The following is a 22,575-nucleotide window of genomic DNA, read 5'->3' as shown; positions in this document are numbered from 1 at the left end:
GAGCACCTGATGGAAACGCGGGCGAACTACATCTTGATCGGGTCGTTCACGCTGGCGGTGATCGCCGCGGCGATCGGCTTCGTGCTGTGGTTTCAGTCGCTGCACACCACCAAGCAGCGCAGCCCCTTGCGCGTCGTGTTCGAGGGGCCGGCGGCGGGCCTGCGCAACGGCGGTAGCGTCAACTTCAACGGTATCCGGGTGGGCGAGGTGGTCTCGGTGAAGCTGGACAATCCGCGGCGGGTTGTCGCACTCGCCATGATCGAGAACAACGCCCCGATCCGCAAGGACACCTTGGTCGGCCTCGAATTCCAGGGCCTCACCGGCGTCGCCGCGATCTCGCTCAAGGGCGGCGACGAAGCTGCGGCCCCGCCGCCGCTCGACCAGGACGGCATCCCGACCCTCACCGCCGATCCCAACAAGCTGCAGGACGTCACCGAGGCGATCCGCGCCACGCTGCAGAACGTCAACAAGATCGTCGCCGACAATCAGGAATCGGTGAAGAACTCGCTGAAGAACCTGGAGACCTTCACCAACTCGCTGGCGCGCAATTCTGAGAAGATCGACGGCGTGATGGCCAAGGTCGACGGCGTCATGCTCAAGGCCGACAATCTCATGCTCGGCCTCAACACGCTGGCCGGCGGCAAGGACGGCGGCGAGCTGTTCCAGGCGGTGAAGTCGATCCGCGAGCTCGCCGACGATTTCGACAAGCGCTCCGGCGCGCTGATGGCCGACGGCCGCCGCACCCTCGGCGACATCAGCCGCGCCGTGAACAATTTCGACCGCAACCCGACCCGCGTCCTGTTCGGCGCCAGTAACTCGTCACAGCCTGCACCGCCGCCCGAGCCGCCGAGGGCGGCGCCCGGTCCCGCGCCGAGGCGGTAGGAGCTGGCGAGCTCGCACTTTGCACTGCCGTCATCGTAGGTCTCGTGTCCCGGACAAGCGGCAACGCGTCAGCGTTGCTGCGCAGAGCCGGGACCCAGGCGGCAACACGGTTCACGCGGAGACATGGGCCCCGGCTCTGCAGCGCACCGCCGACCGGACGATGCTTCGCATCGCCGGGATAGCGCTGCGCTGCGTCCGGGGCACGAGAACCGAGCAAACAAGAACGGAGGCCGCGAGGCCTCCGTTTTTCATTCGCTATTCGCTACTCGCTATTGGCGAGCTGCCGCTCACCCCAGCCGGCCCGCCGCATGCGCGAGCAGCGTGTACACCAGCCCCGTCTCCGAGGTCAGGTGGCTGCGCAGCTCCTGCGGGCCGCGGCCGTCGCGGGCGACTTCGTCGAGCAGGCGCTCGAACTCGGCGACGTAGCGGTCGACCGTGCCCTTGAAGTTGCGGTCGGCGCGGTACTTGCGGGCGACCTCGTCGAAGGCCTTCTGGCCGGCGGGCGTGTAGAGGCGCTTGGTGAAGGCCTTGTTCTCGCCGCGCTGGTAGCGGTCCCACATCTCGGCGGCAAGGTTGCGGTCCATCAGCCGGCCGATGTCGAGCGACAGCGATTCCAGCGGATTGCTGCTGGCCTGCGGGGCCTGCGGCTGCGGCGCGGGGCGGCCACGGGGAGCCTCACGTCCGGTCGGGGCGCCCTGATTGGCGTCGGTCCGGCTGAGCAGGTCCGACAGCCAGCCGTCACGGCCCTGGTCGTTGCCGGAAGGCGCGACCGGCGGCGCTTCGGTGCGGCGCGCGGCCGGCATGCCGAGGTCCGGCGGCGGCAGCGTGGAGGCGCTGCCGGTGTCGCGCATGCGGGTCTCGGTCGCGCGAGCGGCCGCAACGGCCATCACCGGCTCTTCCTGGCGATGCACGGCGACGGAGGCGCGGCCCGCCGTGGTGACGTCGAGGCCGCGGCCGTGCTGGGCCACGATGCGGTTCAGCTCGGCGAGCGCCTCGATCTGGTCGACGATCACCTTGCGCATCTGCGCGGTGCTCTCGGCGGCCTCCTGCGGCATCTCGAGCACGCCGCGGCGCAGCTCGTTGCGGGTGGCTTCGAGCTCGTTGTGCATCTCGAGGGCCATCTGCTTCATGCTGGCGACGAGGTTGGTGAACTTCTCGGTCGACTGCTTGAACATCGCGTCCGCCTCGTCGGTGGTCTGGCGGTAGATGTCGTGCATCGCCTCGATGGTCTGGCGGTGCTCCTCCTCGGAGGCCACGCGCACCGCCTCGAACTGGCGGGTGATCGCGGCCGAGCCGGCGCCGGCGGTCTCGGCGACGACGCGGGCGATGTCGCGGGCACGCTCCTCGGCCGCGGCCAGCGATTCATCGAGCAGGCCGGTGAAGCGCGACAGCCGCTGGTCGAGATCGGCGGTGCGCAGGTCGATCGTGGTGACCAGCGATTCCAGCGCCTGCTTGCGCTCGGCGAGCGAGGCGGTGGTGTTCTTGTTGCTCTGCTCGACGACCTGCGCGGCCTCGACCAGCGCCTTGCCGTGCGCGTCGAACTGGGTCGACAGCTCGCCGAGATCCTGCAGCGCCTTCGTGGTCTTGCTGTTGAAGACGTTGAGCTGCTCTTCCAGGTTCTGCGTCGCCGCGCCGTTGCGCGAGGTGACGTCGTTCATCGCCGAGACGAAGTCGGCGACGCGCGTCACCAGCGCCCGCTCCAGCGAGTTGAGGTTGTCGTGCGCACCGGTCAGCACTTCCTGGAGCAGGATGTTGCCTTCGCGCAGACGCTCGAACAGCGCTACGGTGTCGGTGCGCAGGATCTTGCTGGTCTCCTGCATCTCGGTGACGGCCGCGACCGAGACCTGGCGCGACTGGTCGATCGCCGAACGCGAGGCCTGCTCGAGGTCCTTGAGCGACTTGCCGACCGCGCTGGTGGCGATCTCGCTCGCCGCGTTGATGGTGCGGGCGACTTCCGAGCCGTTGCCCATCATGGTCTGCGAGAAGGCCTGGCCGCGCGTCTCGATCGACTTCAGCGCGTCCGAGGTGACGCGATCGATGTCGAGCGTGAGCTGGCTGGTCTTCGAGCCGATCGCGTCGACCAGGGCGCCGCGCTTGGCGTCGATCATGTTCGACAGGCGGTCGGCCTGCTGCTGCACGTAGGTGACGATCTCGTCGGTCTTGCCGGTCATGGCCTGGCCGAAGCTGGAGCTGGCGGCGAGCACCGAACGTTCGACGTCGGCCGAGCTCGACTTGACCCGCGAGCTGGCCTCGTTGGAGGCCGAGATCAGCGCGTTCTGGGCGTTGAGCGCGCTGGTCTGGATGTCGTTGGTCGCGTTGGCGGCGGCCGCGCTCAGCGTGCGCTCGATCTCGGTCGAGATCGTGCGGATCTGGCTCGCGGCGTCCGCCGAGGTCGAGGTCAGCGAGGTCTGGGCCTCACGGGCGCTGTTGAGGATGGTCGAGGCGGTGTCGGCGCCGACCGCGGTCAGCGTGCGCTCGATGTCGGTGGTCAGCGACTTGATCTGGGTCGCGGCGTCGGTCGAAGCCGAGATCAGCGTGCCCTGGGCCTCGCGTACGCCGCTGGTCAGCGCCTCGATGGTGGCGCCGCCGGCGGTCGCCAGCGCGCGCTGCATCTCGGCCGCGAGCGAGCGGACCTGGCTGGTCTGCTCGGCCGAGACCGTGAGCAGGGTGCTCTGGGCGTCGCGGGCGCTGGTGGTGATGGTCTCGGCGGTCGACTGGCCGACCTGCGAGAGCGAACGATGCACCTCGGCCGCGAGCGACTTGACCTGGTTCGCCGCATCCGAGGATGCCGTGACCAGCGTGCTCTGGGCCTCGCGGGCGCCGCTCATGATGGTTTCGGCCGTCGAGGTGCCGGCCATGGTGAGCGAGCGCTGCACGTCCGAGGACAGCGCCTTGATCTGGTTGGCGGTCTCGGTCGAGGCCGCGATCAGCGCGCTCTGCGCGTCGCGGGCGCCGGCGGTGATCGATTCCGCCGTGGTGGTGCCGGCCAGCGACAGCGAGCGCTGCACGTCGGCGGTGAGCGTCTTGACGTGGTTGGCCGCGTCCGAGGACGCCGTGACGAGGGTGGTCTGCACCTCGCGCGCGCCGGCCAGGATCGAGGCTGCGGTGGCCGAGCCTGCCGCCGATAGCGTGCGTTCGACGTCGGCCGCGAGCCCCTTGATCTGGGTGGAGGCTTCGCCCGACGCCGCGACCAGGGTCGACTGCGCCTCGCGGGCGCTGCTCAGGATCGAGTTCGCAGAACCGGTGCCGGCCGCGGTCAATGCGCGCTCGACCTCGGCGGAGGTCATCTTGAGCTGGGCGTTGACGTCGGAGGAGACCGTCATCAGCGACTGCTGGGCGGCGCGAGCGCCGGTCTGGATCGTCTCGCTGGTGTTGACGACGAGGTTGGTGAGCGAGCGCTCGGCGTCCTCGACATGCGAGCGGATCGCGGTCGAAATCATCTCGGCGCGGGACATCATGTCCTCGCTGGCCTGACGGCCGCTGCTCTCGATGCGGCCGGCAACGGCCTCGACGCGCGAGCCGAGCAGGTCCTCGAACTGCGCCACGCGCACGTCGATGTCGCTCGCGACCGAGCCGACCTTGGTCTCGATGGCCTGCTGGATCTCCTGGAAGCGCGCGGTGACCGTGTCGGTCAGGTGCATGCTGCGGCCGTCGATGATCTCGGTGACGCCGGTAATGCGGCGGTCGACCGCTTCGATCGCCTGCGCGGTGCCGTCCGTCAGCGTCGAGGTCAGCAGCGTCAGGCGCGTGTCGATCGACTGCACGGCCTGCGATGCGCCGTTCGTCACCGAGGTGGTCAGGTAGGTGAGGCGGCTGTCGATGGACTCGAGCGCCTGCGAGGCGCCGCCGGTGAGCGTCGTGGTGAGGTGGGTCAGACGGGTGTCGATCGTCTGGATGGTTTGCGACGCGCCGTCGGTCAGCGTGCTCGTGAGGTGGTTGAGGCGCGCATCGATGGTTTCGACGGCCTGCGACGCACCATCGGTCAGCGTGCTGGTGAGGTGGGTGAGGCGGCTGTCGATCGACTGGATCGCCTGGGCGGCGCCGTCGGTCAGCGACGAGGCGAGCGTGTTGATGCGCCCGTCGATCGTCTCGGTCATCGACTTCGCACGGCTGTCGAAGGATTGCTCGAGCGCGGTGACGCGGCCGCCGAGCTGCTCGTCGAAGGTCTTGATGTGGCCTCCGATCGTGGAATCGAGGCCGGTGATCTTGCCGTTCAGCGAGGCGTCGAAATTGCTGACGCGTTCGCCGATGGTGGTCTCGAACTGCGCCAGGCGCTGGTCGAGGATCGCGGTGATCTCGCCGCCGTTGGCGGTGAAGCGGGTGTCGAAATTGTCGACATAGGTCTTCAGCGACTCATGGATGTCCTGCGTGCGCTGGCCCATGCGTTCGACGATCTCGCCGCCGAAGGTCTTCACGGTGCGGTCGAACTCGGAGATGTGGCGCGTGATCAGGGCGCCCAGCGTGCCGGAATCGCGGGCGAATTTCTCGACCAGCTCGGTGCCCTGGTTCCTGACCAGTTCGTCGAACGCGCTCATCTGCAGCGACAGCGAATCGTGCGCGGTCTCGGTCTGGCTGACGACCTTGGCGACCAGGGTGTTGACGGTGGCGTCGAGCGCCTCGCTCGCCTTGTCGCCGCTCGTCATGATCTGGCCGGCGAGGCGGTTGCCGGCGTCGTCGATCTTGGCGGAAAGGTCGTTGGAGCGCAGCTCGAGCTCGAGCAGCAGCGAGTCGGACGAATTCTTCAGGCTGTCGTGCACCTGCTCGGTGCGCTCGGAGATGCCGTCGACGATCGCAGCGGAGCGCTGCTCGAATTCGCCGGTGATGCGGTCGATGCGCTCGTTCAGCATCTCGTGGACGCGGTCGGCGAGGTCGACGAACTCGTCGTGGACATGGCCGGTCTTGAAGTTGAGGCTGGTGGTCAGCCGCTCGCTGGCGTCGAGCACGGCGCGCGTGGTCTCGTTGCTGGCCTCTTCGAGGCGGTCGAGCAGGTCGCCGCCGCGCTCGCCGAGCGCCAGGATCATGTTGTCGCCGGCATTGCTCAGCGCGCTGGTGATGTGGGCGCCGCGCTCTTCCAGCGCGCCGGTGATGGACTTGGCGACCTCGTCGACGCGCGAGGCGATCGCGTCCGAGATCAGCGCGATGTCGTGGCGCAGATCGATCTGCACGCCGGAGATGGCGCTGCGGACCTGCTCGGCCTGGCCGACCAGGTTGTCGCGTTGATGCGCGATGTCCTGGAGCAGGGCGCGGATGCGCACTTCGTTGTCGGAATAGGCGCGTTCGAGCGCCGCGACCTCGTTGGCGACCAGCGTCTCGAGCTCGCCGGCGCGCGCGATCGCGCGCTCGATGCCGTCGCCCATCGCCGCGACTTCGCGGCGGATGGCCTGGCCGACGGTGACCATGGAATCGGAGGCCGAGCCCTCGGGCTCGGAGAAGCGGATCGCGACCTGCGCCATTGCCTGCGCGATCATGCGCATTTCCTGGCCGCGCCAGACCAGGCTGGCGAGGAAGTAGAACAGCATGATCGGCGCGAAGAACATCGCGATCAGGCCGGCGATGACGAGCACGCCGCCGCTCTGGCCCATGGCGGCCTGGATCGAGGGCAGGAAGCCGAACGTCAGCGCGGCACAGGCGGCGAGCCAAACGCCGGCGAAGATGGTGGCGAAGGTATAGACGCTGCGGGCAGGGCGGCCCTTCTGCAGCGCCTGCAGCAGCTGGCCGATGGTCTCGCGGTCGTCGTTGGCGGCGCGACGCGAGGCGCGCGGCTCCTCGACCGGGTCGAACACGGTCGAGCGTTCGTTCGCGGCAGGGCGCGGCTCGAAGCTCGGCTCGTCGAAGGCCGGAGGCGTCACCGGGGGCGCCGTCTCGCTGCGCATCGCGGCGTTGCGGCTGGTATCCGCAGCGGTGTCGCTGATGTTGAGGGCTTCCTGGATTGCAGAAAGCGCGACTTCTGTGGGGTCTTTGACCTTTTTCGGAGTGTTCGCCATGTTCAGTCCGAGCCCTCGTTACTTGTACGCGTCCCCCCGCGAGCCCTGCGCCCTGCGCAAGCCCACAGACCGGATCATGCCGCTTGCGCGGATCTCCGAGCCGTCCCCACCCGGACGGCTTGTCCGCCAATTTCCGCAACATCCTATTGGCAGAGCGTCGCGAATGAAATGCCCGCGATTAAGACATTCTTAATCATCGTTAACAAGATCACGCCGTAACGCCTTAGCAATAAATGAAATTCTCCACCGGACTCGGCCGATTGCGGCAACTTTTCGTCAATAAACGGGCAGAACTGCGTCTGCGCGCCCAAACATTTCGTTAACCATTTCCATGCTTGGGTGAGGTGAACTGACCGCCGGACCGGCGGAACCGTCGCGCGATGCCGGGGCTTTTCGCCATGACGCCTGAACTGCAACGGATGGACTGGATGCCCTCGCCCCCGCTTGCACCCATCGACAGCCCGCTCGACCTCGACCATCTCTCCCGGATGACGCTCGGCGACGCCGAGCTGGAGCAGGAAGTGCTGGCCATGTTCGCCGAGCAGGCAGTGCGCTTGGTGGCGGCGATGGCAGGCTTGCCGGCCGAGGCCGGCGCGCTTGCCCACAAGCTCAAGGGGTCGGCGCGCGGGATCGGCGCCTTTGCGGTGGCCGATGCCGCCGCGAGCCTGGAGACCGCGATCCAGATCGGCCATAACGAGCGTCACGCCTTCGCCGCGCTGAAGGAGGCCGTGACCGAGGCCCGCGCCGCCATCGAGGCGATCCTGAAGGCTTGAGACCGCGCGGCCGAGCCGGATACCAGGCTCTTGTCTTAGCCTCTTGTTTTGACGCATTTTCTTGCCGCAAAGCGGCATTCACTTCGCATCAAAACCCTATGGCGCCGGGCTGATCGACCCGTTATAGGACAGCCCGGACCCTCCTTCATTCCCAGCACCGCGGCAACACGAGCACACATGGCCAAGATTCACTTTGTCGACCACAAGGGCGAAACCCGCACGGTGGAAATCGAGAACGGCGCAACCGTGATGGAAGCCGCGATCCGCAACAGCATTCCCGGGGTCGAGGCCGAATGCGGCGGCGCCTGCGCCTGCGCGACCTGCCATGTCTATGTCGACGAAGCCTGGCGCGAGAAGGTCGGCAGCCCGACCCCGATGGAAGAGGACATGCTCGACTTCGGCTTCGACGTGCGCCCGAATTCGCGCCTGTCCTGCCAGATCAAGGTCACCGACGATCTCGACGGTCTCGTCGTGACGACGCCGGAACGCCAGGCCTGATCGTCCCACGACAAGACTAGCCGCTCGGCGGCGCGACCTCGATGCCGCGCTTGTGCCAGGGTCTGAATTTCTCGATCACCTCAGGGGTCAGCGGGGCCGGCCGGCGCGTCGCCTCGTCGAGCAAGACGCCGACCGACGTCGCCGAGGCGACGCATTTTCCTTCCGAGAACACGACCTGCTCGAAGGTCACGGACGTGCGTCCCAGCTTCACGACGCCGAGGCCGAGCTCGATGGTGCCCGGCCAACGCAGCTCGGCGCGAAAATGCATGTCGAGGCGCACCATGATCCAGGCGAGGCCCGGTGGCGTCAGGCCATATTCCGGCAGCTTCATCAGCGTGACGCGGCCGGTCTCGAAATAGGTGGCGTAGACCGCGTTGTTGACGTGCTGGTTCGGATCGAGGTCGCCGAAGCGGACGTTGTCGCTGAGGCGGTAGGGGAAGTCCTCCAGGCGCGGCGTCGTATCGAGGCGACTTGGTGCGTTCACCGATTGATCTCCGTCATATCCTTGGTGGTTACAGCCCAGTTATGCTGCCCCGGCAAGTGGGCGCGGCCGCGGGGCGCTCCCGCTTTTATGCCTTCCCTGATCCATCCCCGTTGGCTAGACAGGCAAGGGTCACCTCGGCCCAAAGGGCGCCGTCCAACAGATAGCGACAGACAAAGAGACGACATGAGCGACGCGATCAAAACCGATGTGCTGATTATTGGCGCCGGCCCCTGCGGTCTGTTCGCCGCCTTCGAGCTTGGCCTTCTCGACATGAAGGCGCATTTCGTCGACATCCTCGACAAGGTCGGCGGCCAGTGCGCCGAGCTCTATCCGGAAAAGCCGATCTATGACATTCCCGGCATTCCGCAGGTCTCGGGGCAGGGCCTCACCGACGCGCTGATGGAGCAGATCAAGCCGTTCCATCCGACCTTCCATCTCGGCGAGATGGTCGAGACCGTGGAGAAGATCGGCGATTCCCTGTTTCGCTGCACCACGGACGCCGGCAAGGTGTTCGAATGCAAGGTGCTGGTGATCGCGGCCGGCGGCGGCTCGTTCCAGCCCAAGCGTCCGCCGGTGCCGGGCATCGAGGCCTATGAAGGCACCTCGGTGCATTACGCGGTGCGCAAGATGGAAACGTTCCGCGACAAGAACGTGCTGGTCGTCGGCGGCGGCGATTCCGCGCTCGACTGGACGCTCAATCTGCATCCCATCGCCAAGCGCATCACGCTGCTGCACCGCCGCGACGAGTTTCGCGCCGCGCCCCACAGCGTCGAGCAGATGCGCGCACTGGTTGCCGGCGGCAAGATGGATCTGAAGCTCGGCCAGGTCACCGCGCTGTCAGGCGCCGACGGCAAGCTCACCGGTGCCACCGTCAAGGGCAACGACAACAGCATCACCGAGGTCGCCTGCGACACCATGCTGCCGTTCTTCGGGCTGACCATGAAGCTGGGTCCGGTCGCGAACTGGGGCATCGCGCTGGAGAACAACCTGGTGCCGGTCGAGACCTCCGCGTTCGAGACCAACGTTCCCGGCATCTTCGCGATCGGCGACATCAACACCTATCCCGGCAAGATCAAGCTGATCCTGTGCGGCTTCCACGAGGGCGCGCTGATGTCGCAAAAAGCCCATCGCTACGTCTATCCGGAGAAGCGGCTCGTGTTCCAATACACGACCTCGTCCTCCAGCCTGCAAAAGAAGCTCGGTGTCAACTGACGGCGACGGGGGCGGGAAGGCATGCCCCATGTTTCTGGTGCTGGAACCGTTCGCGAAATCGCCGTAGTCTGCGGCCATTCCGGTCGTGGAATAACAAGGTGATCTCATGCGGAATTTCTCCAGCCTGCGGCTGCTCTCCTTCCTCGCGCTCGCATTGTCGCTCGCGACGGTGAGGCCGTCTGCGGCGCAGACAGCCGAGCCCACGGCGGCGGGCCTGTGGCAGAAGGTCGAAGACGGCAGGACGGTCGGATGGTTTCTCTTCGTCGACCGCAACGGCGTCTTCGAAGGCGTGATCGCAAAGACCTTCCCGCGCCCCGGCGACGATCCAAACGAGGTCTGCAGCAAGTGCACCGATGACCGCAAGAACGCGCCGGTGCTCGGCATCTCCTTCGTCCGCAACATGAAGCGCGAAGGCTTGAAGTACGAAGGCGGCAACGTGCTCAATCCGCGCGACGGGCAGATCTGGAAGGCCAACATGAAGGTCAGTCCCGACGGTCAGACCCTGACCCTGCGCGGCTATCTCGGCATTTCGCTGCTCGGCAAGGACGAGACCTGGACGCGCCTGCCTGACGCCAACATCGCCCAGGTCGATCCCGCCATCGTGGCAAAATATCTGCCCGCGCAGGCCACGGCCACCAAGCAAACGGCGCCGGCGAAGAAGGGCGGCGGCATGATGGCGCCGGCCAAGCAATAGGCTGGCTTGGCTATTTCTCAGCGTCGTCGCACGGGCCTCGGATTTTGATCCCAGGCCGCATCCCTAGAAGACGCGCATGGCGTCGCGCCGTGCGGCAGTAGTTCGCCGGAATGCGCGCTAGCAGCGGATTTGCATACTCGTCGTCAGCTGGGGGAACGAGTCGTCGGTGCCGCGCCTGATTCAAGGCGCGCGCAAGCGACGGCACTGTCCCCCCGCACTGATCATTTTGATCGCGGGACGACGAGATGAAATTTCCAAGTCTGTGCGCAGCGACGCTGCTGGTGGTGACGGCGCTTCTGGCATTCTCGGCACAGGCGCGCGACGACGGGCGCTACGCCAACTCACCGCTCAAGCCCTGGTTCGAAAGCCTGCATAGCGAATTCGGCCAGTGCTGCACCGACGCCGACGGTTACATCATTGCCGACGTCGATTGGGAGTCCGATCGTGGCCGCTACCGCGTCCGCATCGACGAACAAATGGGTCGTGGTGCCCGACGGTGCCGTCATCACCGTGCCGAACAAGATCGGTCGCACCATGGTGTGGAAGCATTACATCGAAGGTCATCCGCGCGTGCGCTGCTTCATGCCGGGCAGCATGACGTAGGCAGTTAAAGCGCGATGAAATGTGATCGCGCAACGATGGAAGTGCGCTCCCTCTCTCACTTGCGGGAGAAGGTTGGGGAGAGGGTGCTTCCGCAATGGGACTATCCCCAAGAGGAGAAAGCCCTCACCCGCGCCTTCGTCGCGACATCTCCCGCAAGCAAGCGGGAGAGGTGATCGAGTCGCAACAATGGATTCAACCTAAGCCAATTCGCTTTAGCGTGCCGCGCTCTCCGAACCTGCGCTCGCGAGCTGCTTGATCCGCGGCGACAGCACGGAAAGCTGTACGGGCGAAGCCGGCATGCCGGAGACGATCATCGCTGGCGCGACCGACTGCTCCTCCACGCCGGCGCCGCCGAGCACCCGAACCTGCGTCGGCGTGATCGGATACGACGTCACTTCGTAGGAGGGAAGCTCGTCGGCCAACGCGGCCGAGCTCGCAATCACGGCGCCGGCGATGGCAATCATCGAGAGAAAACGCATTGGAAAAGCTCCGTTGAAAGGTGTCAATCGGAGGTTTGGTCGTGACGATGCAGGAACAGGTTCGCTCGCGTGCGAACAATCGTGTGGCCGCGAGCGCATCTATTTGATTGCGTGATGCGACAGGATGAAACGGCGACGAAGTCTTCAGCGTCAATGTTTCCGGACGGTTTCGCGGCATCGATCGACGCAGCTCGCAGTTAGCCGGTCTGCAGCTCCAGGTGCGGAGATCGGGTCGGCACTGCGCTCACGGGAAAGCGCAGGCTCATGGTCGTGCCGCGGCCGGGTGCGGAGGAGATGACCAGCTCGCCGCCATGGGCGGCCATGATCTCGCGGACGATCGACAGGCCGAGGCCGGCGCCACCGCCGGCGCTGTCGCCGGTCTGAAACGGCTCGATCAAGCCGCGCTCCGCGCCATCGGGCAGGCCTGCGCCGTCATCGTCGATCGAGATGCCCTCGCGGCTCAGCGTGGCCGTGATGCGTCGTGCGCCACGGGCGTGGATGAGTGCATTGCCGACCAGATTGGCGAGCGCGCTCCGCACCGCTGCGTCCACGCCTTGCACGGTGAACGGACCTTGCCCGGCCTGCTCGAGCGAAAGCTCAATGCCGGCGTCCAGGGCGGAGGGACCGAAATCGGCCAATACGTCCCGGGCGATGTCGCCGAGATCGATCGGCCGCTTCTCGATCGTGTGGTTTTGCAGGCGCGCCAGGTCGAGCATGGCGGACACCAGCGACGTCAGGCGCCTGATGTCGCGCACCAGCTCGGCCTTCAGGGCTGGGTCAGGCACGTCCTCGATCTTCGCGCGCAGCAGCGTCAGCGGGGTGCGGAGCTGATGAGCGGCATTGCCGAGAAAGCGGCGCTGCATCCGGATATAGGCGTCGATCTCGCCGAAGGCGCGGTTCAACGCCTCGACCAGGGGCTTCAGCTCGCGGGGGACCTCCGACAGGGATATCAAGCCTTGCGGCGCCGACGGATCGATCGCGAGCGCGCGACGCGCGACCCGCTCGATGCTGCGCGAGACGTAGCGTGCAGCAAGCGCCGAGCCGACGGCAACGGTTGCGGCAAAGGCCAGCGCCACGAGGAAGATCGAAAAGACCCTACGGAGGAGAAACGTCCTTGCAATCCGGCCGAAGCGGACCCGTGGCTCGCCAACCATCATCCCGAGCCGCACCGAGCCCCGTTGTACGGCGGAGAGACAGAAAGTGCTGTTCTGGTCGAGGGTGCTGAAGACGGACGTGCCGACGGGCCCGTGGTAGGGAAACACGAAGGGAAGGGCGGGCCGATGTTCGCTGCCATACTCGCTGACCAACTCGCCTACGGACACGACGTACCAGAGGTTTGGGCTGTCCGCCTTCAATTCCTCGAGGGCAGGAGTCGAACGGACCGTCAGTTTTTGTCCTTCGATGACCGTCGCGCGATCGAGAATAGCAGCCACGACCTGACAAGACCTGAACTCGTGTTCCTCGGTCGGATATCGCCAGATGAAGATGCCGAGCATGCTCAGGAAGATCGTCGTCGCGGCGATGCCGAGCGAGAGCGAAAAGGTCCGGGCGATCGACCTCATCGCGGTGTCGCCAGCCGCAGAATGTAACCGATGCCGCGCATGCTGCGGATCTCGACGTCACCGCCGAGCTCGGTGAGCTTCTTCCTCAGGCGCGAGACCTGTGCCTCGAGCGTGTTGGACTCGATCTCGTCGTCGAAGCCGTAGATTTCCTCGATCAGCGCGGCGCGGGTAACGACGCGGTCGCGCCGCATCAGCAGCGCTCCGAGGATCAGCGCCTCGCGCCGCCGCAGCAGGATCTTGCAGCCCGCGACCACCGCCTCGTTGCTGCCGAGGTGCAGCTCGACATTGCCGATCGACAGCACCGACGGTGCAAGCAGCCTGGGCCGCCGCAGCACCGCCCGCACCCGCGCAAGCAGCTCCTGCGGCTCGAACGGCTTGCCGAGATAGTCGTCGGCACCCCCGTTGAGGCCGTCGACGACGTCCTCCTTGGCGTCCTTGGATGTCAGCATGATGATCGCGGGACGTTCCGGCGACCGGCTCAGCGCCGTGACCACCTGGAGCGCGTCCCCGTCGGGCAGCATGCGGTCGACGATCGCGAGATCATATTTGAAGTTGTCCAGCGCCTGACGGGCATCGGCAATCGAGCCGACGACGTCGACTACGCCGTGCAATTGTCCGAGCAGGCGGCTGACATAGGCGCCGATCTGCGGTTCGTCTTCGATCACGAGGGAGCGCACGCGGGTCGTCCTTGAACTCTGCTGGGGCAGCACATCCCCGAGCGTGACGCTCCCCGGCCGAAATCTGGCGCCTCGGCTCGTCGCAGAGTTCCCATTAAGGCAGCCAGCTTGGCGAATAAAAGGCAGGCTCCAAGGAGCCGAGCGATGCCGGCGCTCGAAATTTGGACGCGTGAGAGAGTCCCGGCAATGTTCGTGCAATGTTGCTTCGGTGGCCCCGCGATCTGCCTCCGGCGGCGGATCGGCCAGCGGCTCCCGCCTTGCAATCTTGGGGCAATTTTGCCGGGCCACATGCTGGGCTCCGAACCACATCAGTCGACCAGGCCACAAGGCCGGTCCGGGGCCCCGTAATGACTTATCCTGACGAAGCCGCTCTCCGCCTCACGGTGACTGCGCGGCTGACGACCGCCGTGCTTGCCGCGCTCGGCGCGACCCTGACGATCCCTCAATCCGCATCGGCGCAGACCGCGGCAAAGACCGCGTTCACGCTGCCGGCTCCGCCATTCGATCTGCCGATGCTGCCCTCGCCGACTGGAAACTGGACCGTCATGGTCGGCATCGGCGGACAGTACATGCCGGACTTCGTCGGATCGAAGAACGGCAAGTTCATGCCGATCCCAATCTTCTCGATTCGCCGCGCCGGATCGATCGAACAGTTTCGCGGGCCGCGCGACAGCGCCAGCATCGCGCTGCTCGACGTCGGCAATTTTCGAGCGGGACCTGCGTTCAAATACGTCGCCGCGCGCAAGGCCGACAGATATGCCGAGCTGACCGGCCTCGGCGACGTCAAGGCTGCCTATGAGCTTGGCGGCTTCGTCGAATATTACCCGGTCGACTGGCTACGCTTGCGCGGCGAATTGCGCCAGGGCATCGGCGGCCACACCGGCACGGTCGCTGACGCCTCCGCCGACGTCATCGTGCCGCTGATTCAAAGGCTGACGATCTCGGCCGGCCCGCGCTTCACCTGGAAGAGCAGCAAGGCGACCGCGCCTTATTTCGGCGTCGATGCGGCGCAGGCGCTGGCATCGGGATTGCCGATGTACGATGCGAAGAGCGGCGCGCACTCGGTCGGCTTCGGCAGCCAGATCTCCTATCGCATCGATCCGCAATGGGAGGTCCACGCCTATGTCGAATACGAGAAGCTGCTCGGCGATGCCGCGGACAGCCCGCTGGTGAAGCTGCGTGGGTCGTCGAACCAGACGACGGTCGGCCTCGGCGCGTCCTATTCGTTCGATTTCAGGATTCGGTAGCCCGCCATGCGCCGCATCGCATTTCTATGGATCGGCCTCGCGGCCGCGTGCGTCGCGCTCGGTGCCGCCGCGGCATTCGAGACCCGCGCCAGCCGTATTCAGGCGCTCAAGACGGTCGGCATCGTCTCCGCCATCGGCGAGGAGATGAGCCTGACGCAAGCCGGTCTGACCCGGCCGGACGCCACCGCGCAAAGCCTGTCGATCAGCGCCTGGGCGCTGGACGAGTTGATCGTTCAGCAGGCGACCAGGCTGCTGGACGGACGCTTTCGCGTGCAGCCGGTGAGCTACAGGCGCGCCGCGTTCGCCGCGATCAGGGATTCGGCGGTGGCGCCGGTCAATCTCCTGCGCAGCGATCCGTTCAAGGAACTGGTTCGCAGCGACGTCACCCCCCAAGGGTTGGACGCCTACATCGTCATCACCCGGGCGCGATCGAAACTTGGAAACGGCCGCAGCGTCGAGGGCGTCGGCCTTGCCCAATACCGGACGCTGCTTGCGGATTACGGCCTGATCCACGCGCTGTACGAAGTCCGCGTCGTCGACGGCAAGTCGTTCAACGTGATCGAGAAGCGGGCGGCCGGGCCGCTCGACAATACCGGCACCGTGCAGCTGGCCGGTCCGAGCGGGCCGGTCGACGAGGCGCTGGGCGCTTCTGCATCGAGCGAACGCTTGCGTGCCGCAGTCGTCGACCTCATTGCGCGCAGCCTACCCGTCACGTTCGGTGACATGCACTTGATCGGGGGGCCGTGAGCCGGATCGTCGGCGCTCAGGTCACCGGTGCCGGATTGAACAGGGTGAGATCGTTGTGGATGCCCCAGCGGTCCGACCATGGCTTGGTGCGGCCGGAGGCGACGTCGAGGATCAGTCGGAACAGGTCCCAGCCGCACTCCTCGATGGTCTTCGCGCCGGTGGCAATGCTGCCGGCGTCGAAATCGATCAGGTCCTTCCAGCGCCGCGCCAGCTCGCTGCGGGTCGCGACCTTGATCACGGGCGCAGCCGCAAGGCCGTAAGGCGTGCCGCGGCCGGTGGTGAATACCTGCAAGGTCATGCCGGAGGCGAGCTGGAGCGTGCCGCAGATGAAGTCCGAGGCCGGCGTTGCCGCAAACAGCATGCCCTTCTGCGTCGCCTTCTCGCCGGGCGAGAGCACGCCGGTGATGGCCGAGGAGCCCGACTTCACGATCGAGCCGAGCGACTTCTCGACGATGTTGGCGAGGCCGCCCTTCTTGTTGCCGGGCGTGGTGTTGGCGCTGCGGTCGGCGCCGCCGCGGGCGAGATAGGAATCGTACCAGGCCATCTCGCGCACCAGCGCGCGGCCGACGTCCTGGTTGACGGCGCGTCGCGTGAGCAGCTGGATCGCGTCGCGCACCTCGGTCACTTCCGAGAACATCACGGTCGCGCCGGCGCGCACCAGGAGATCCGCGGCGAAGCCGACGGCGGGATTGGCGGTGACGCCGGAGAAGGCGTCGCTGCCGCCGCATTGCAGCCCGATGACGAGATCGGAGGCCGGGCAGGTCTCGCGCTTGCGGGCGTTGAGCACCTTCAGCCGCGCCTCGGCCTGGGTCATGATCGCCTCGACGATCGCGCCAAAGCCGTCGAAGGCTTCGTCCTGCATCCGCACGATGGCATCGCTGACGCCCTCCGGCACCAGCCGCTCGGGCGCAAGCTTCTCGCAGCCGAGGCCGACGACGAGGATCTCGCCGCCGAAATTCGGGTTGAGCGCGAGATTCTGCAGCGTGCGGATCGGCACCACCGCGTCGGGCGCATTGATGGCGACGCCGCAGCCATAGGCATGGGTCAGCGGCACGACGTCATCGACACCAGGATATCTCGGCAGCAGCTCGGCGCGGATGCGCTTGACCGCATATTCCATCGTGCCCTTGACGCATTGCACGGAGGAGGAGATGCCCAAAATGTTCTTGGTGCCGACAGAGCCGTCGGGATTGCGATAGCCTTCGAAGGTGAAGCCTTCGAGCGGCGGCAGCGGCGCGGGGACGGCGGTGGAGATCTCGAGCTTGTCGAGGTCAGGGGCCTCCGGCATGCGGATACGCGCCTCGTCCACCCAGTCGCCGGCAAGGATCGGCGACAGCGCGTAGCCGATGATCTCGCCATAGCGGATGATCGGCTGGTCTTGCGCGATGTCGACCAGCGCCGTCTTGTGCCCCTGTGGCACGAAGGCGCGCAGCGTCAGTCCGCTGGCGAAGCGGGAGCCGGCGGGAAGCCCGAAATCATTGACCACGATCGCGACATTGTCGCGTTCGTTGAGCTTGATGTAGCGGGGCTGCTCTTTCGCTGCAACGTCCTGGTCCATGGGAGGACTCCGGATTTGTAGAAACCGTAGGATCGGCAAAGGCGCAACGCGCCGTGCCCACCATCTTTTCATCGAACGTATGCGTGGGCACGCTTCGCTTTGCCCACCCTACGAGATCGGCCTATCAGCCCGGGAACGTATAGGCCGTCTTCACCGTCGTGTAGAACTCGCGCGCGTAGGAGCCCTGTTCGCGGGCGCCGTAGCTCGAGCCTTTCCGGCCGCCGAACGGCACGTGATAGTCGACGCCGGCGGTCGGAAGATTGACCATCACCATGCCAGCCTCGCTGTTGCGCTTGTAGTGCGAGGCGTATTTCAGGCTGGTGGTGCAGATGCCGGAGGCGAGGCCGAACTCGGTGTCGTTGGAGATCGCCAGCGCCTCTTCGTAGTTCTTGGCGCGGATGACCGCGGCGACCGGTCCGAAGATCTCCTCGCGCGCGATGCGCATGCTGTTGTTGGCTTCGGTGAACAGCGCCGGCTGCAGGTAATGGCCGGGGGTCTCGCGCTTGAGCAGCTCGCCGCCGAAGGCGAGCTTGGCGCCCTCGTCCTGGCCGATCTTGATGTAGCGCAGGTCCTGGTCGAGCTGGCTCTGGTCGACCACCGGGCCGATATGCACGCCGGCCTTGAGCGCGTCGTCGACCGACAGGCTGTTCAGGCGCTCGGCCATCGCCGCGACGAAGCGGTCGTGGATGCCTTCGGTGACGATCAGGCGGGAGGAGGCGGTGCAGCGCTGGCCGGTCGAGAAATAGGAGCCGTTGACGGCAACCTCGACGGCAGTCTTGAGGTCGGCGTCGTCGAGCACGACCAGCGGATTCTTGCCGCCCATCTCGAGCTGGAATTTCTTCATCGGGGTCGAGAGCACGCAGGCCTGCGCGATCTTGCGTCCCGTCTGTACCGAGCCGGTGAAGGAGATCGCGGCGACGTCCGGATGCTCGAGCAGGGTCTGGCCGACCACCGAGCCGGAGCCGACCACGAGGTTGAAGACGCCGGCCGGAATGCCGGACTTGGCAATAATCTCGGAGAGCGCATGCGCGCAGCCCGGCACCAGCTCGGCCGGCTTGAACACCACGGTGTTGCCGTAGCAGAGCGCCGGGGCGATCTTCCAGGCGGGAATCGCGATCGGGAAGTTCCAGGGCGTGATCATGCCGACGACGCCGACCGGCTCGCGCGTGAGTTCGACGTCGAGGCCGGGACGCACGGAAGCGCCCTTCTCGCCGATCAGGCGCAGCGCTTCACCGGCGAAGAACGCGAAGATCTGGCCGGCACGGGCGACCTCGCCGACGCCCTCGGGGAGGGTCTTGCCTTCCTCGCGGGCGAGCAGGCGGCCGAGCTCTTCCTTGCGGGCGAGGATCTCGAGGGAAATCTTGTTGAGCGCGTCGAAGCGCGCCTGCGGGGTCGATTGCGACCAGGCGGGGAAGGCGGCCTTGGCGGCGGCGATCGCCTTCTCGGTCTGCGCCTTGTCGGCCTTGGCGTATTCACCGACGACGTCGTTGGTGTTGGAGGGGTTGATGTTCCTGGTGACGCCGGAGCCGTCGACCCATTCGCCGCCGATGAAGTTCTTCAGGATCGCAGTCATCTCATTCCTCCAGAGTTTCTTAGCGAACGAGGCAGGGACGTTTGTCGTCAAAAGTCCAGCCGGGGATCAGGTCCTGCATGGCAATAGCGTCATCCCGGGCGCCAAGTCCATGCTGCTTGTAGAGCTCATGCGCGGCGTCGATAGCGGCCCTGTCGATTTCGATGCCCAGGCCCGGCCTATCCGGGACCGCAATCCTGCCGCCCCTGATCCGGAGCGGCTCCTTGGTCAGCGCCTGGCCGTCCTGCCAGATCCAATGGGTGTCGATCGCAGTGATCTTGCCGGGGGCGGCTGCGCCGACATGGGTGAACATGGCCAGCGAGATGTCGAAATGGTTGTTGGAGTGCGAGCCCCAGGTCAGGCCGTTGTCGCGGCAGGTCTGGGCGACACGCACCGAGCCCTGCATGGTCCAGAAATGGGGGTCGGCCAGCGGAATGTCCACCGCGCCCAGCCGCAGCGCATGGGACAGCTGGCGCCAATCGGTCGCGATCATGTTGGTCGCCGTCGGCAGCCCCGTGGCGCGGCGGAACTCGGCCATGATCTCGCGGCCGGAGAAACCGGCCTCGGCGCCGCAGGGGTCCTCGGCATAGGCGAGGATGCCGTGCATGCCCTTGCAGAGCCCGATCGCCTCGTCCAGCGACCAGGCGCCGTTGGGGTCGAGCGTGACGCGCGCGTTGGGGAAGCGCCTGGCGATGGCGGTGACGGCCTCGATCTCCTGCTCGCCGCGCAGCACGCCGCCCTTGAGCTTGAAATCGGCGAAGCCGTAATGATCGTGGGTCGCCTCCGCGAGCCGGACCACGGCCTCAGGCGTCATCGCCTCCTGATGGCGGAGGTTGAACCATTCCGCCTTGCCGCTCTCGCACTGGACATAGTTCAGCTTGGATTTGCTGATGTCGCCGACGAAGAAGAGATAGCCGAGCGTCTCGACGCTGCGGCGCTGCTGGCCTTCGCCGAGCAGCGCGGCGACGGGCAGGGCGAGATGCTGGCCGAGCAGATCGAGCAGAGCGGATTCCACGGCGGTGACGGCGTGGATCATGACGCGGAGATCAAAGGTCTGCTTGCCGCGGCCGGCGGCATCGCGATCGGCAAAGGCGGCGCGGATGTCGGCGAGGATGTTGTTCATCGCACCGACGGTCTTGCCGATCACGAGATCGCGGGCATCCTGCAGCGTCTGCCAGATCTTCTGCCCGCCCGGCACCTCGCCGACGCCGGTGTGGCCGGCATTGTCGGTGAGGATGACGATGTTGCGGGTGAAGAACGGCGCATGCGCGCCGCTGAGGTTGAGGAGCATGCTGTCGCGGCCGGCGACCGGGATCACCTGCATCGCCGTGACGATCGGTGCACCGGCGACTGGCGCGCCGGAAATCTCGGTCAGGGCCATTGCGCGCTCCTCATTGCGGTCGGCTATTCTGCAGCCTGGTGTGTCGATCGGATGGCGGGCAGGTTCTTTACCAGCGCGGTCAGCTCCGCGAGTTCCTGCTCGGTGAGGTCGGTGAGCGGCGGGCGGACCGGGCCGGAGTCGCGGCCGATCACCTTCATGCCGGCCTTGATGATCGAGACCGCATAGCCCTTCCTGCGGTTGCGGATCGCGATCAGCGGCAGGATGAAGTTCTTCAGGCCGGCCTGGATCGTGGCGTGGTCGCGCTTGCGCACGGCCGCGTAGAAATGGGTGGCGAATTCCGGCACGAAGTTGAACACGGCGGAGGAATAGGTCGTCACGCCCATGTCGAGATAGGGCAGCGCGAAGGTCTCGGCGGTCGGCAGGCCGCCGACATAGGTGAGGCGGTCGCCGAGCTTGGTGTAGACGCGGGTCATCAGCTCGATGTCGCCGATGCCGTCCTTGTAGCCGACGAGGTTCGGGCAGCGCTCGGCAAGGCGGGCCAGCGTATCGGGCTGGAGGATCGCGTTGTCGCGGTTGTAGACGATGACGCCGATCTTCACCGCGGCGCACACCGCCTCGACATGGGCGGCCAGGCCCTCCTGCTCGGAATGGGTGAGATAGGGCGGCAGCAGGAGCAGGCCGTCGGCGCCGGCCTTTTCAGCGCCAGCGGCGATCTCGCGGGCGATCGCGGTGCCGTAGCCGGTGCCGGCAAGCACCGGCACGCGGCCCTTGGTCTCCTCGACGGCGACCTTCACGACTTCAGGAACCTCGGTCGGCGTCAGCGAGAAGAACTCGCCGGTGCCGCCGGCGGCGAACAGGCCGGCGACGTCGTAGCCGCACAGCCAGTCCATGTTGGCGCGGTAGGTCGTTTCATCGAAGGAGTAATCCGCCTTGAACGGCGTGACGGGAAAGGACAGGAGGCCGGATCCGATCTTCCGGGCCATCTCCTGCGGGGTCATCTTGCTCACGGGCACTGTTCCCTTGGTGCGTGTTGCGGAGGACGCTGGCCTTGAAGGCCCACGCGTCCATGCGCCGTGGTTTAAGAGACCGTTCGATGCGGGTCCAAGCCAAAGCCTATATCGACTGATGCGGATTGAGCATCAATCCTCCGCCACCTCCGCGGAGGACAGTTCACCGGCGATCTTGACCAGCGCCGGGAGCAGCGGATTCTCGTCGTCGCGGCGCCAGACCATGAACAGCTCGACCGGCACGCGGCCCTTCAGCTTCAGAGGCCGCAGCCGCACGTCGGAGATCTTCAGGCCCGCAGCCGCAGCCGGCACGATGGCGAGGCCGAGGCCGGCGCGGACCATGGCCAGGATCGAGTGGATCTGGCTGAGATGCTGGACATAGCGCGGCAGCACGTCGGCGCGGGTGAATTGCGCCACCAGCAGATCGTGGAAGTAGCGGCTCTCATAGGGCGAATACATCACGAAGGGCTGATCGTCGAAATCCTTGATGGTGATGCTCTCGGCATTAGCCAGCGGATGCTTCTTCGGGATCGCGGCGAGCAGGGGCTCGGCGACGACGCGGCGGCTGGCGAGCTCGGGCCGCGCGATCGGCGGCCGCAGCAGGCCGGCGTCGATCTGGCCCGAGGTCAGCGCCTCGAACTGATCGCCCGACACCATCTCCTTCAGGGAGAAATCCACCTCGGGCAGCTTGGCGCGGCAGGCGGCGACGAGCTCCGGCAGGAAGCCATAGGCCGCGGCCGCGGTGAAGCCGATCTTCAACGAGCCGATCTTGCCGAGCGCGATGCGGCGAGCGACCTGCGAGGCGCTTTCCGCAAGCTTGAGGATGCGCCGCGCCTCGGGCAGGAAGCTGCGCCCGGCAGGGGTGAGGCGGACCGAGCGGCTGGTGCGCTCCAGCAGCGGCGCATCGATGATGTGCTCGAGCACCTGGATCTGCCGGGACAATGGCGGCTGCGTCATGTTCAGCCGCGCGGCGGCGCGGCCGAAATGCAGTTCCTCCGCCACCGTGACGAAACAGCGGAGCTGGTTGAGGTCGAACATCGATACATGCCTTAGATGGATAAGGCGCTTCCCCGGCACTTCTAGCATCGATCACCTCCAATACAAAGACGGCGGCCGTGAAGCCGCCGTTGAGTTGCCTGGTCGAGCCCCATGGGAGCCCTCAGGAGGAACGTTCACGACTCGTAGAGGCGCCCGCCGCGCCGTGTCCAAGTTCAAGCGGGTATCGATCGATGCCGTTTTTGGATCGATGGGTCGCA

The 22,575-nt window shown here is 66.4% G+C and carries 17 protein-coding genes and 1 pseudogene; 8 read left to right on the top strand and 10 right to left on the bottom strand.

What is annotated here, in order from left to right:
- The first annotated feature begins 9 nt into the window (after positions 1 to 9).
- Entirely contained in the window at positions 10 to 882 is an 873-nt protein-coding gene (locus DCM80_RS06835) for an MlaD family protein (RefSeq protein WP_257196291.1), read from the top strand.
- A gap of 287 nt (positions 883 to 1,169) precedes the next feature.
- On the opposite strand, the gene DCM80_RS06830 is transcribed toward DCM80_RS06835, so the two are convergent.
- On the bottom strand, positions 1,170 to 6,866 hold the full coding sequence (locus DCM80_RS06830) for a negative regulator of septation ring formation (protein WP_257196290.1): 5,697 nt from the start codon (positions 6,864 to 6,866) through the stop codon (positions 1,170 to 1,172).
- Positions 6,867 to 7,264: 398 nt separating this feature from the next.
- Here DCM80_RS06830 and DCM80_RS06825 point away from each other — a divergent pair, with 398 nt between their 5' ends.
- Both DCM80_RS06825 and DCM80_RS06820 read left to right on the top strand, forming a co-directional pair.
- Entirely contained in the window at positions 7,265 to 7,639 is a 375-nt protein-coding gene (locus DCM80_RS06825) for an Hpt domain-containing protein (RefSeq protein ID WP_257175556.1), read from the top strand.
- Positions 7,640 to 7,816: 177 nt separating this feature from the next.
- The gene (locus DCM80_RS06820) at positions 7,817 to 8,137 is read left to right on the top strand and encodes a 2Fe-2S iron-sulfur cluster-binding protein (RefSeq protein ID WP_028137518.1); all 321 of its coding nucleotides are present in this window, start codon (positions 7,817 to 7,819) and stop codon (positions 8,135 to 8,137) included.
- A gap of 16 nt (positions 8,138 to 8,153) precedes the next feature.
- Here DCM80_RS06820 and DCM80_RS06815 read toward each other — a convergent pair whose 3' ends face one another.
- Entirely contained in the window at positions 8,154 to 8,621 is a 468-nt protein-coding gene (locus DCM80_RS06815; protein WP_257196289.1) for a thioesterase family protein, read from the bottom strand.
- 183 nt (positions 8,622 to 8,804) lie between these two features.
- Here DCM80_RS06815 and DCM80_RS06810 point away from each other — a divergent pair, with 183 nt between their 5' ends.
- The 3 genes and pseudogenes from DCM80_RS06810 (at position 8,805) to DCM80_RS06800 (ending at position 11,130) form a co-directional block, all read left to right on the top strand.
- Positions 8,805 to 9,833: an NAD(P)/FAD-dependent oxidoreductase gene (locus DCM80_RS06810; protein ID WP_257196288.1), complete on the top strand. Its 1,029-nt coding sequence runs from the start codon at positions 8,805 to 8,807 to the stop codon at positions 9,831 to 9,833.
- A gap of 106 nt (positions 9,834 to 9,939) precedes the next feature.
- Entirely contained in the window at positions 9,940 to 10,527 is a 588-nt protein-coding gene (locus tag DCM80_RS06805) for a DUF2147 domain-containing protein (protein ID WP_257196287.1), read from the top strand.
- Between the two features lie 245 nt (positions 10,528 to 10,772).
- Positions 10,773 to 11,130: pseudogene (locus DCM80_RS06800) on the top strand (hypothetical protein).
- A gap of 212 nt (positions 11,131 to 11,342) precedes the next feature.
- Here the strand turns inward: DCM80_RS06800 and DCM80_RS06795 are convergent.
- The 3 genes from DCM80_RS06795 to DCM80_RS06785 form a co-directional block, all read right to left on the bottom strand.
- Positions 11,343 to 11,609 (bottom strand): hypothetical protein, encoded by a 267-nt coding sequence (locus DCM80_RS06795; protein ID WP_257196286.1) that lies wholly within the window; start codon positions 11,607 to 11,609, stop codon positions 11,343 to 11,345.
- Positions 11,610 to 11,806: 197 nt separating this feature from the next.
- Complete coding sequence (locus DCM80_RS06790) at positions 11,807 to 13,105, bottom strand: HAMP domain-containing sensor histidine kinase (protein ID WP_257196285.1); 1,299 nt, start codon at positions 13,103 to 13,105, stop codon at positions 11,807 to 11,809.
- A 62-nt stretch (positions 13,106 to 13,167) separates the two neighbouring features.
- Positions 13,168 to 13,848, bottom strand: coding sequence for a response regulator transcription factor (locus tag DCM80_RS06785; protein WP_257196284.1), 681 nt, complete (start codon positions 13,846 to 13,848; stop codon positions 13,168 to 13,170).
- 347 nt (positions 13,849 to 14,195) lie between these two features.
- On the opposite strand from DCM80_RS06785, the gene DCM80_RS06780 reads away from it, so the two are divergent.
- The gene (locus DCM80_RS06780) at positions 14,196 to 15,095 is read left to right on the top strand and encodes a MipA/OmpV family protein (RefSeq protein ID WP_257196283.1); all 900 of its coding nucleotides are present in this window, start codon (positions 14,196 to 14,198) and stop codon (positions 15,093 to 15,095) included.
- A gap of 6 nt (positions 15,096 to 15,101) precedes the next feature.
- Positions 15,102 to 15,842, top strand: a complete 741-nt coding sequence (locus DCM80_RS06775) for a hypothetical protein (protein ID WP_257196282.1) — start codon at positions 15,102 to 15,104, stop codon at positions 15,840 to 15,842.
- Positions 15,843 to 15,858: 16 nt separating this feature from the next.
- Here the strand turns inward: DCM80_RS06775 and garD are convergent, their stop codons facing one another.
- The 5 genes from garD to DCM80_RS06750 form a co-directional block, all read right to left on the bottom strand.
- A complete protein-coding gene (gene garD / locus DCM80_RS06770; RefSeq protein WP_257196281.1) occupies positions 15,859 to 17,400 on the bottom strand; it encodes a galactarate dehydratase in 1,542 nt (513 codons plus the stop codon).
- Positions 17,401 to 17,524: 124 nt separating this feature from the next.
- Complete coding sequence (locus DCM80_RS06765) at positions 17,525 to 18,973, bottom strand: aldehyde dehydrogenase family protein (protein ID WP_257196280.1); 1,449 nt, start codon at positions 18,971 to 18,973, stop codon at positions 17,525 to 17,527.
- Between the two features lie 19 nt (positions 18,974 to 18,992).
- Positions 18,993 to 20,351, bottom strand: a complete 1,359-nt coding sequence (gudD, locus tag DCM80_RS06760) for a glucarate dehydratase (RefSeq protein WP_257196279.1) — start codon at positions 20,349 to 20,351, stop codon at positions 18,993 to 18,995.
- A gap of 23 nt (positions 20,352 to 20,374) precedes the next feature.
- A complete protein-coding gene (gene kdgD, locus DCM80_RS06755; RefSeq protein WP_257196278.1) occupies positions 20,375 to 21,319 on the bottom strand; it encodes a 5-dehydro-4-deoxyglucarate dehydratase in 945 nt (314 codons plus the stop codon).
- Positions 21,320 to 21,451: 132 nt separating this feature from the next.
- Complete coding sequence (locus tag DCM80_RS06750) at positions 21,452 to 22,357, bottom strand: LysR substrate-binding domain-containing protein (protein ID WP_257196277.1); 906 nt, start codon at positions 22,355 to 22,357, stop codon at positions 21,452 to 21,454.
- Between the last annotated feature and the right edge of the window lie 218 nt (positions 22,358 to 22,575).

The organism is Bradyrhizobium sp. WBOS08 (assembly GCF_024585125.1).
Lineage (GTDB): Bacteria > Pseudomonadota > Alphaproteobacteria > Rhizobiales > Xanthobacteraceae > Bradyrhizobium > Bradyrhizobium japonicum_B.
This window is presented reverse-complemented; position numbering and strand designations above follow the sequence as displayed.

Excerpts from the sequence above, each read along its gene's own strand:
- DCM80_RS06820 (WP_028137518.1), top strand. The coding sequence starts at position 7,817 with ATGGCCAAGATTCACTTTGTCGACCACAAGGGCGAAACCCGCACGGTG.
- DCM80_RS06790 (WP_257196285.1), bottom strand. The coding sequence starts at position 13,105 with ATGCTCGGCATCTTCATCTGGCGATATCCGACCGAGGAACACGAGTTC.
- garD (WP_257196281.1), bottom strand. The coding sequence starts at position 17,400 with ATGGACCAGGACGTTGCAGCGAAAGAGCAGCCCCGCTACATCAAGCTC.
- DCM80_RS06805 (WP_257196287.1), top strand. The coding sequence starts at position 9,940 with ATGCGGAATTTCTCCAGCCTGCGGCTGCTCTCCTTCCTCGCGCTCGCA.
- gudD (WP_257196279.1), bottom strand. The coding sequence starts at position 20,351 with ATGGCCCTGACCGAGATTTCCGGCGCGCCAGTCGCCGGTGCACCGATC.
- DCM80_RS06775 (WP_257196282.1), top strand. The coding sequence starts at position 15,102 with ATGCGCCGCATCGCATTTCTATGGATCGGCCTCGCGGCCGCGTGCGTC.
- DCM80_RS06765 (WP_257196280.1), bottom strand. The coding sequence starts at position 18,973 with ATGACTGCGATCCTGAAGAACTTCATCGGCGGCGAATGGGTCGACGGC.
- DCM80_RS06795 (WP_257196286.1), bottom strand. The coding sequence starts at position 11,609 with ATGCGTTTTCTCTCGATGATTGCCATCGCCGGCGCCGTGATTGCGAGC.
- DCM80_RS06835 (WP_257196291.1), top strand. The coding sequence starts at position 10 with ATGGAAACGCGGGCGAACTACATCTTGATCGGGTCGTTCACGCTGGCG.
- DCM80_RS06810 (WP_257196288.1), top strand. The coding sequence starts at position 8,805 with ATGAGCGACGCGATCAAAACCGATGTGCTGATTATTGGCGCCGGCCCC.
- DCM80_RS06830 (WP_257196290.1), bottom strand. The coding sequence starts at position 6,866 with ATGGCGAACACTCCGAAAAAGGTCAAAGACCCCACAGAAGTCGCGCTT.
- DCM80_RS06780 (WP_257196283.1), top strand. The coding sequence starts at position 14,196 with ATGACTTATCCTGACGAAGCCGCTCTCCGCCTCACGGTGACTGCGCGG.
- DCM80_RS06825 (WP_257175556.1), top strand. The coding sequence starts at position 7,265 with ATGACGCCTGAACTGCAACGGATGGACTGGATGCCCTCGCCCCCGCTT.
- DCM80_RS06750 (WP_257196277.1), bottom strand. The coding sequence starts at position 22,357 with ATGTTCGACCTCAACCAGCTCCGCTGTTTCGTCACGGTGGCGGAGGAA.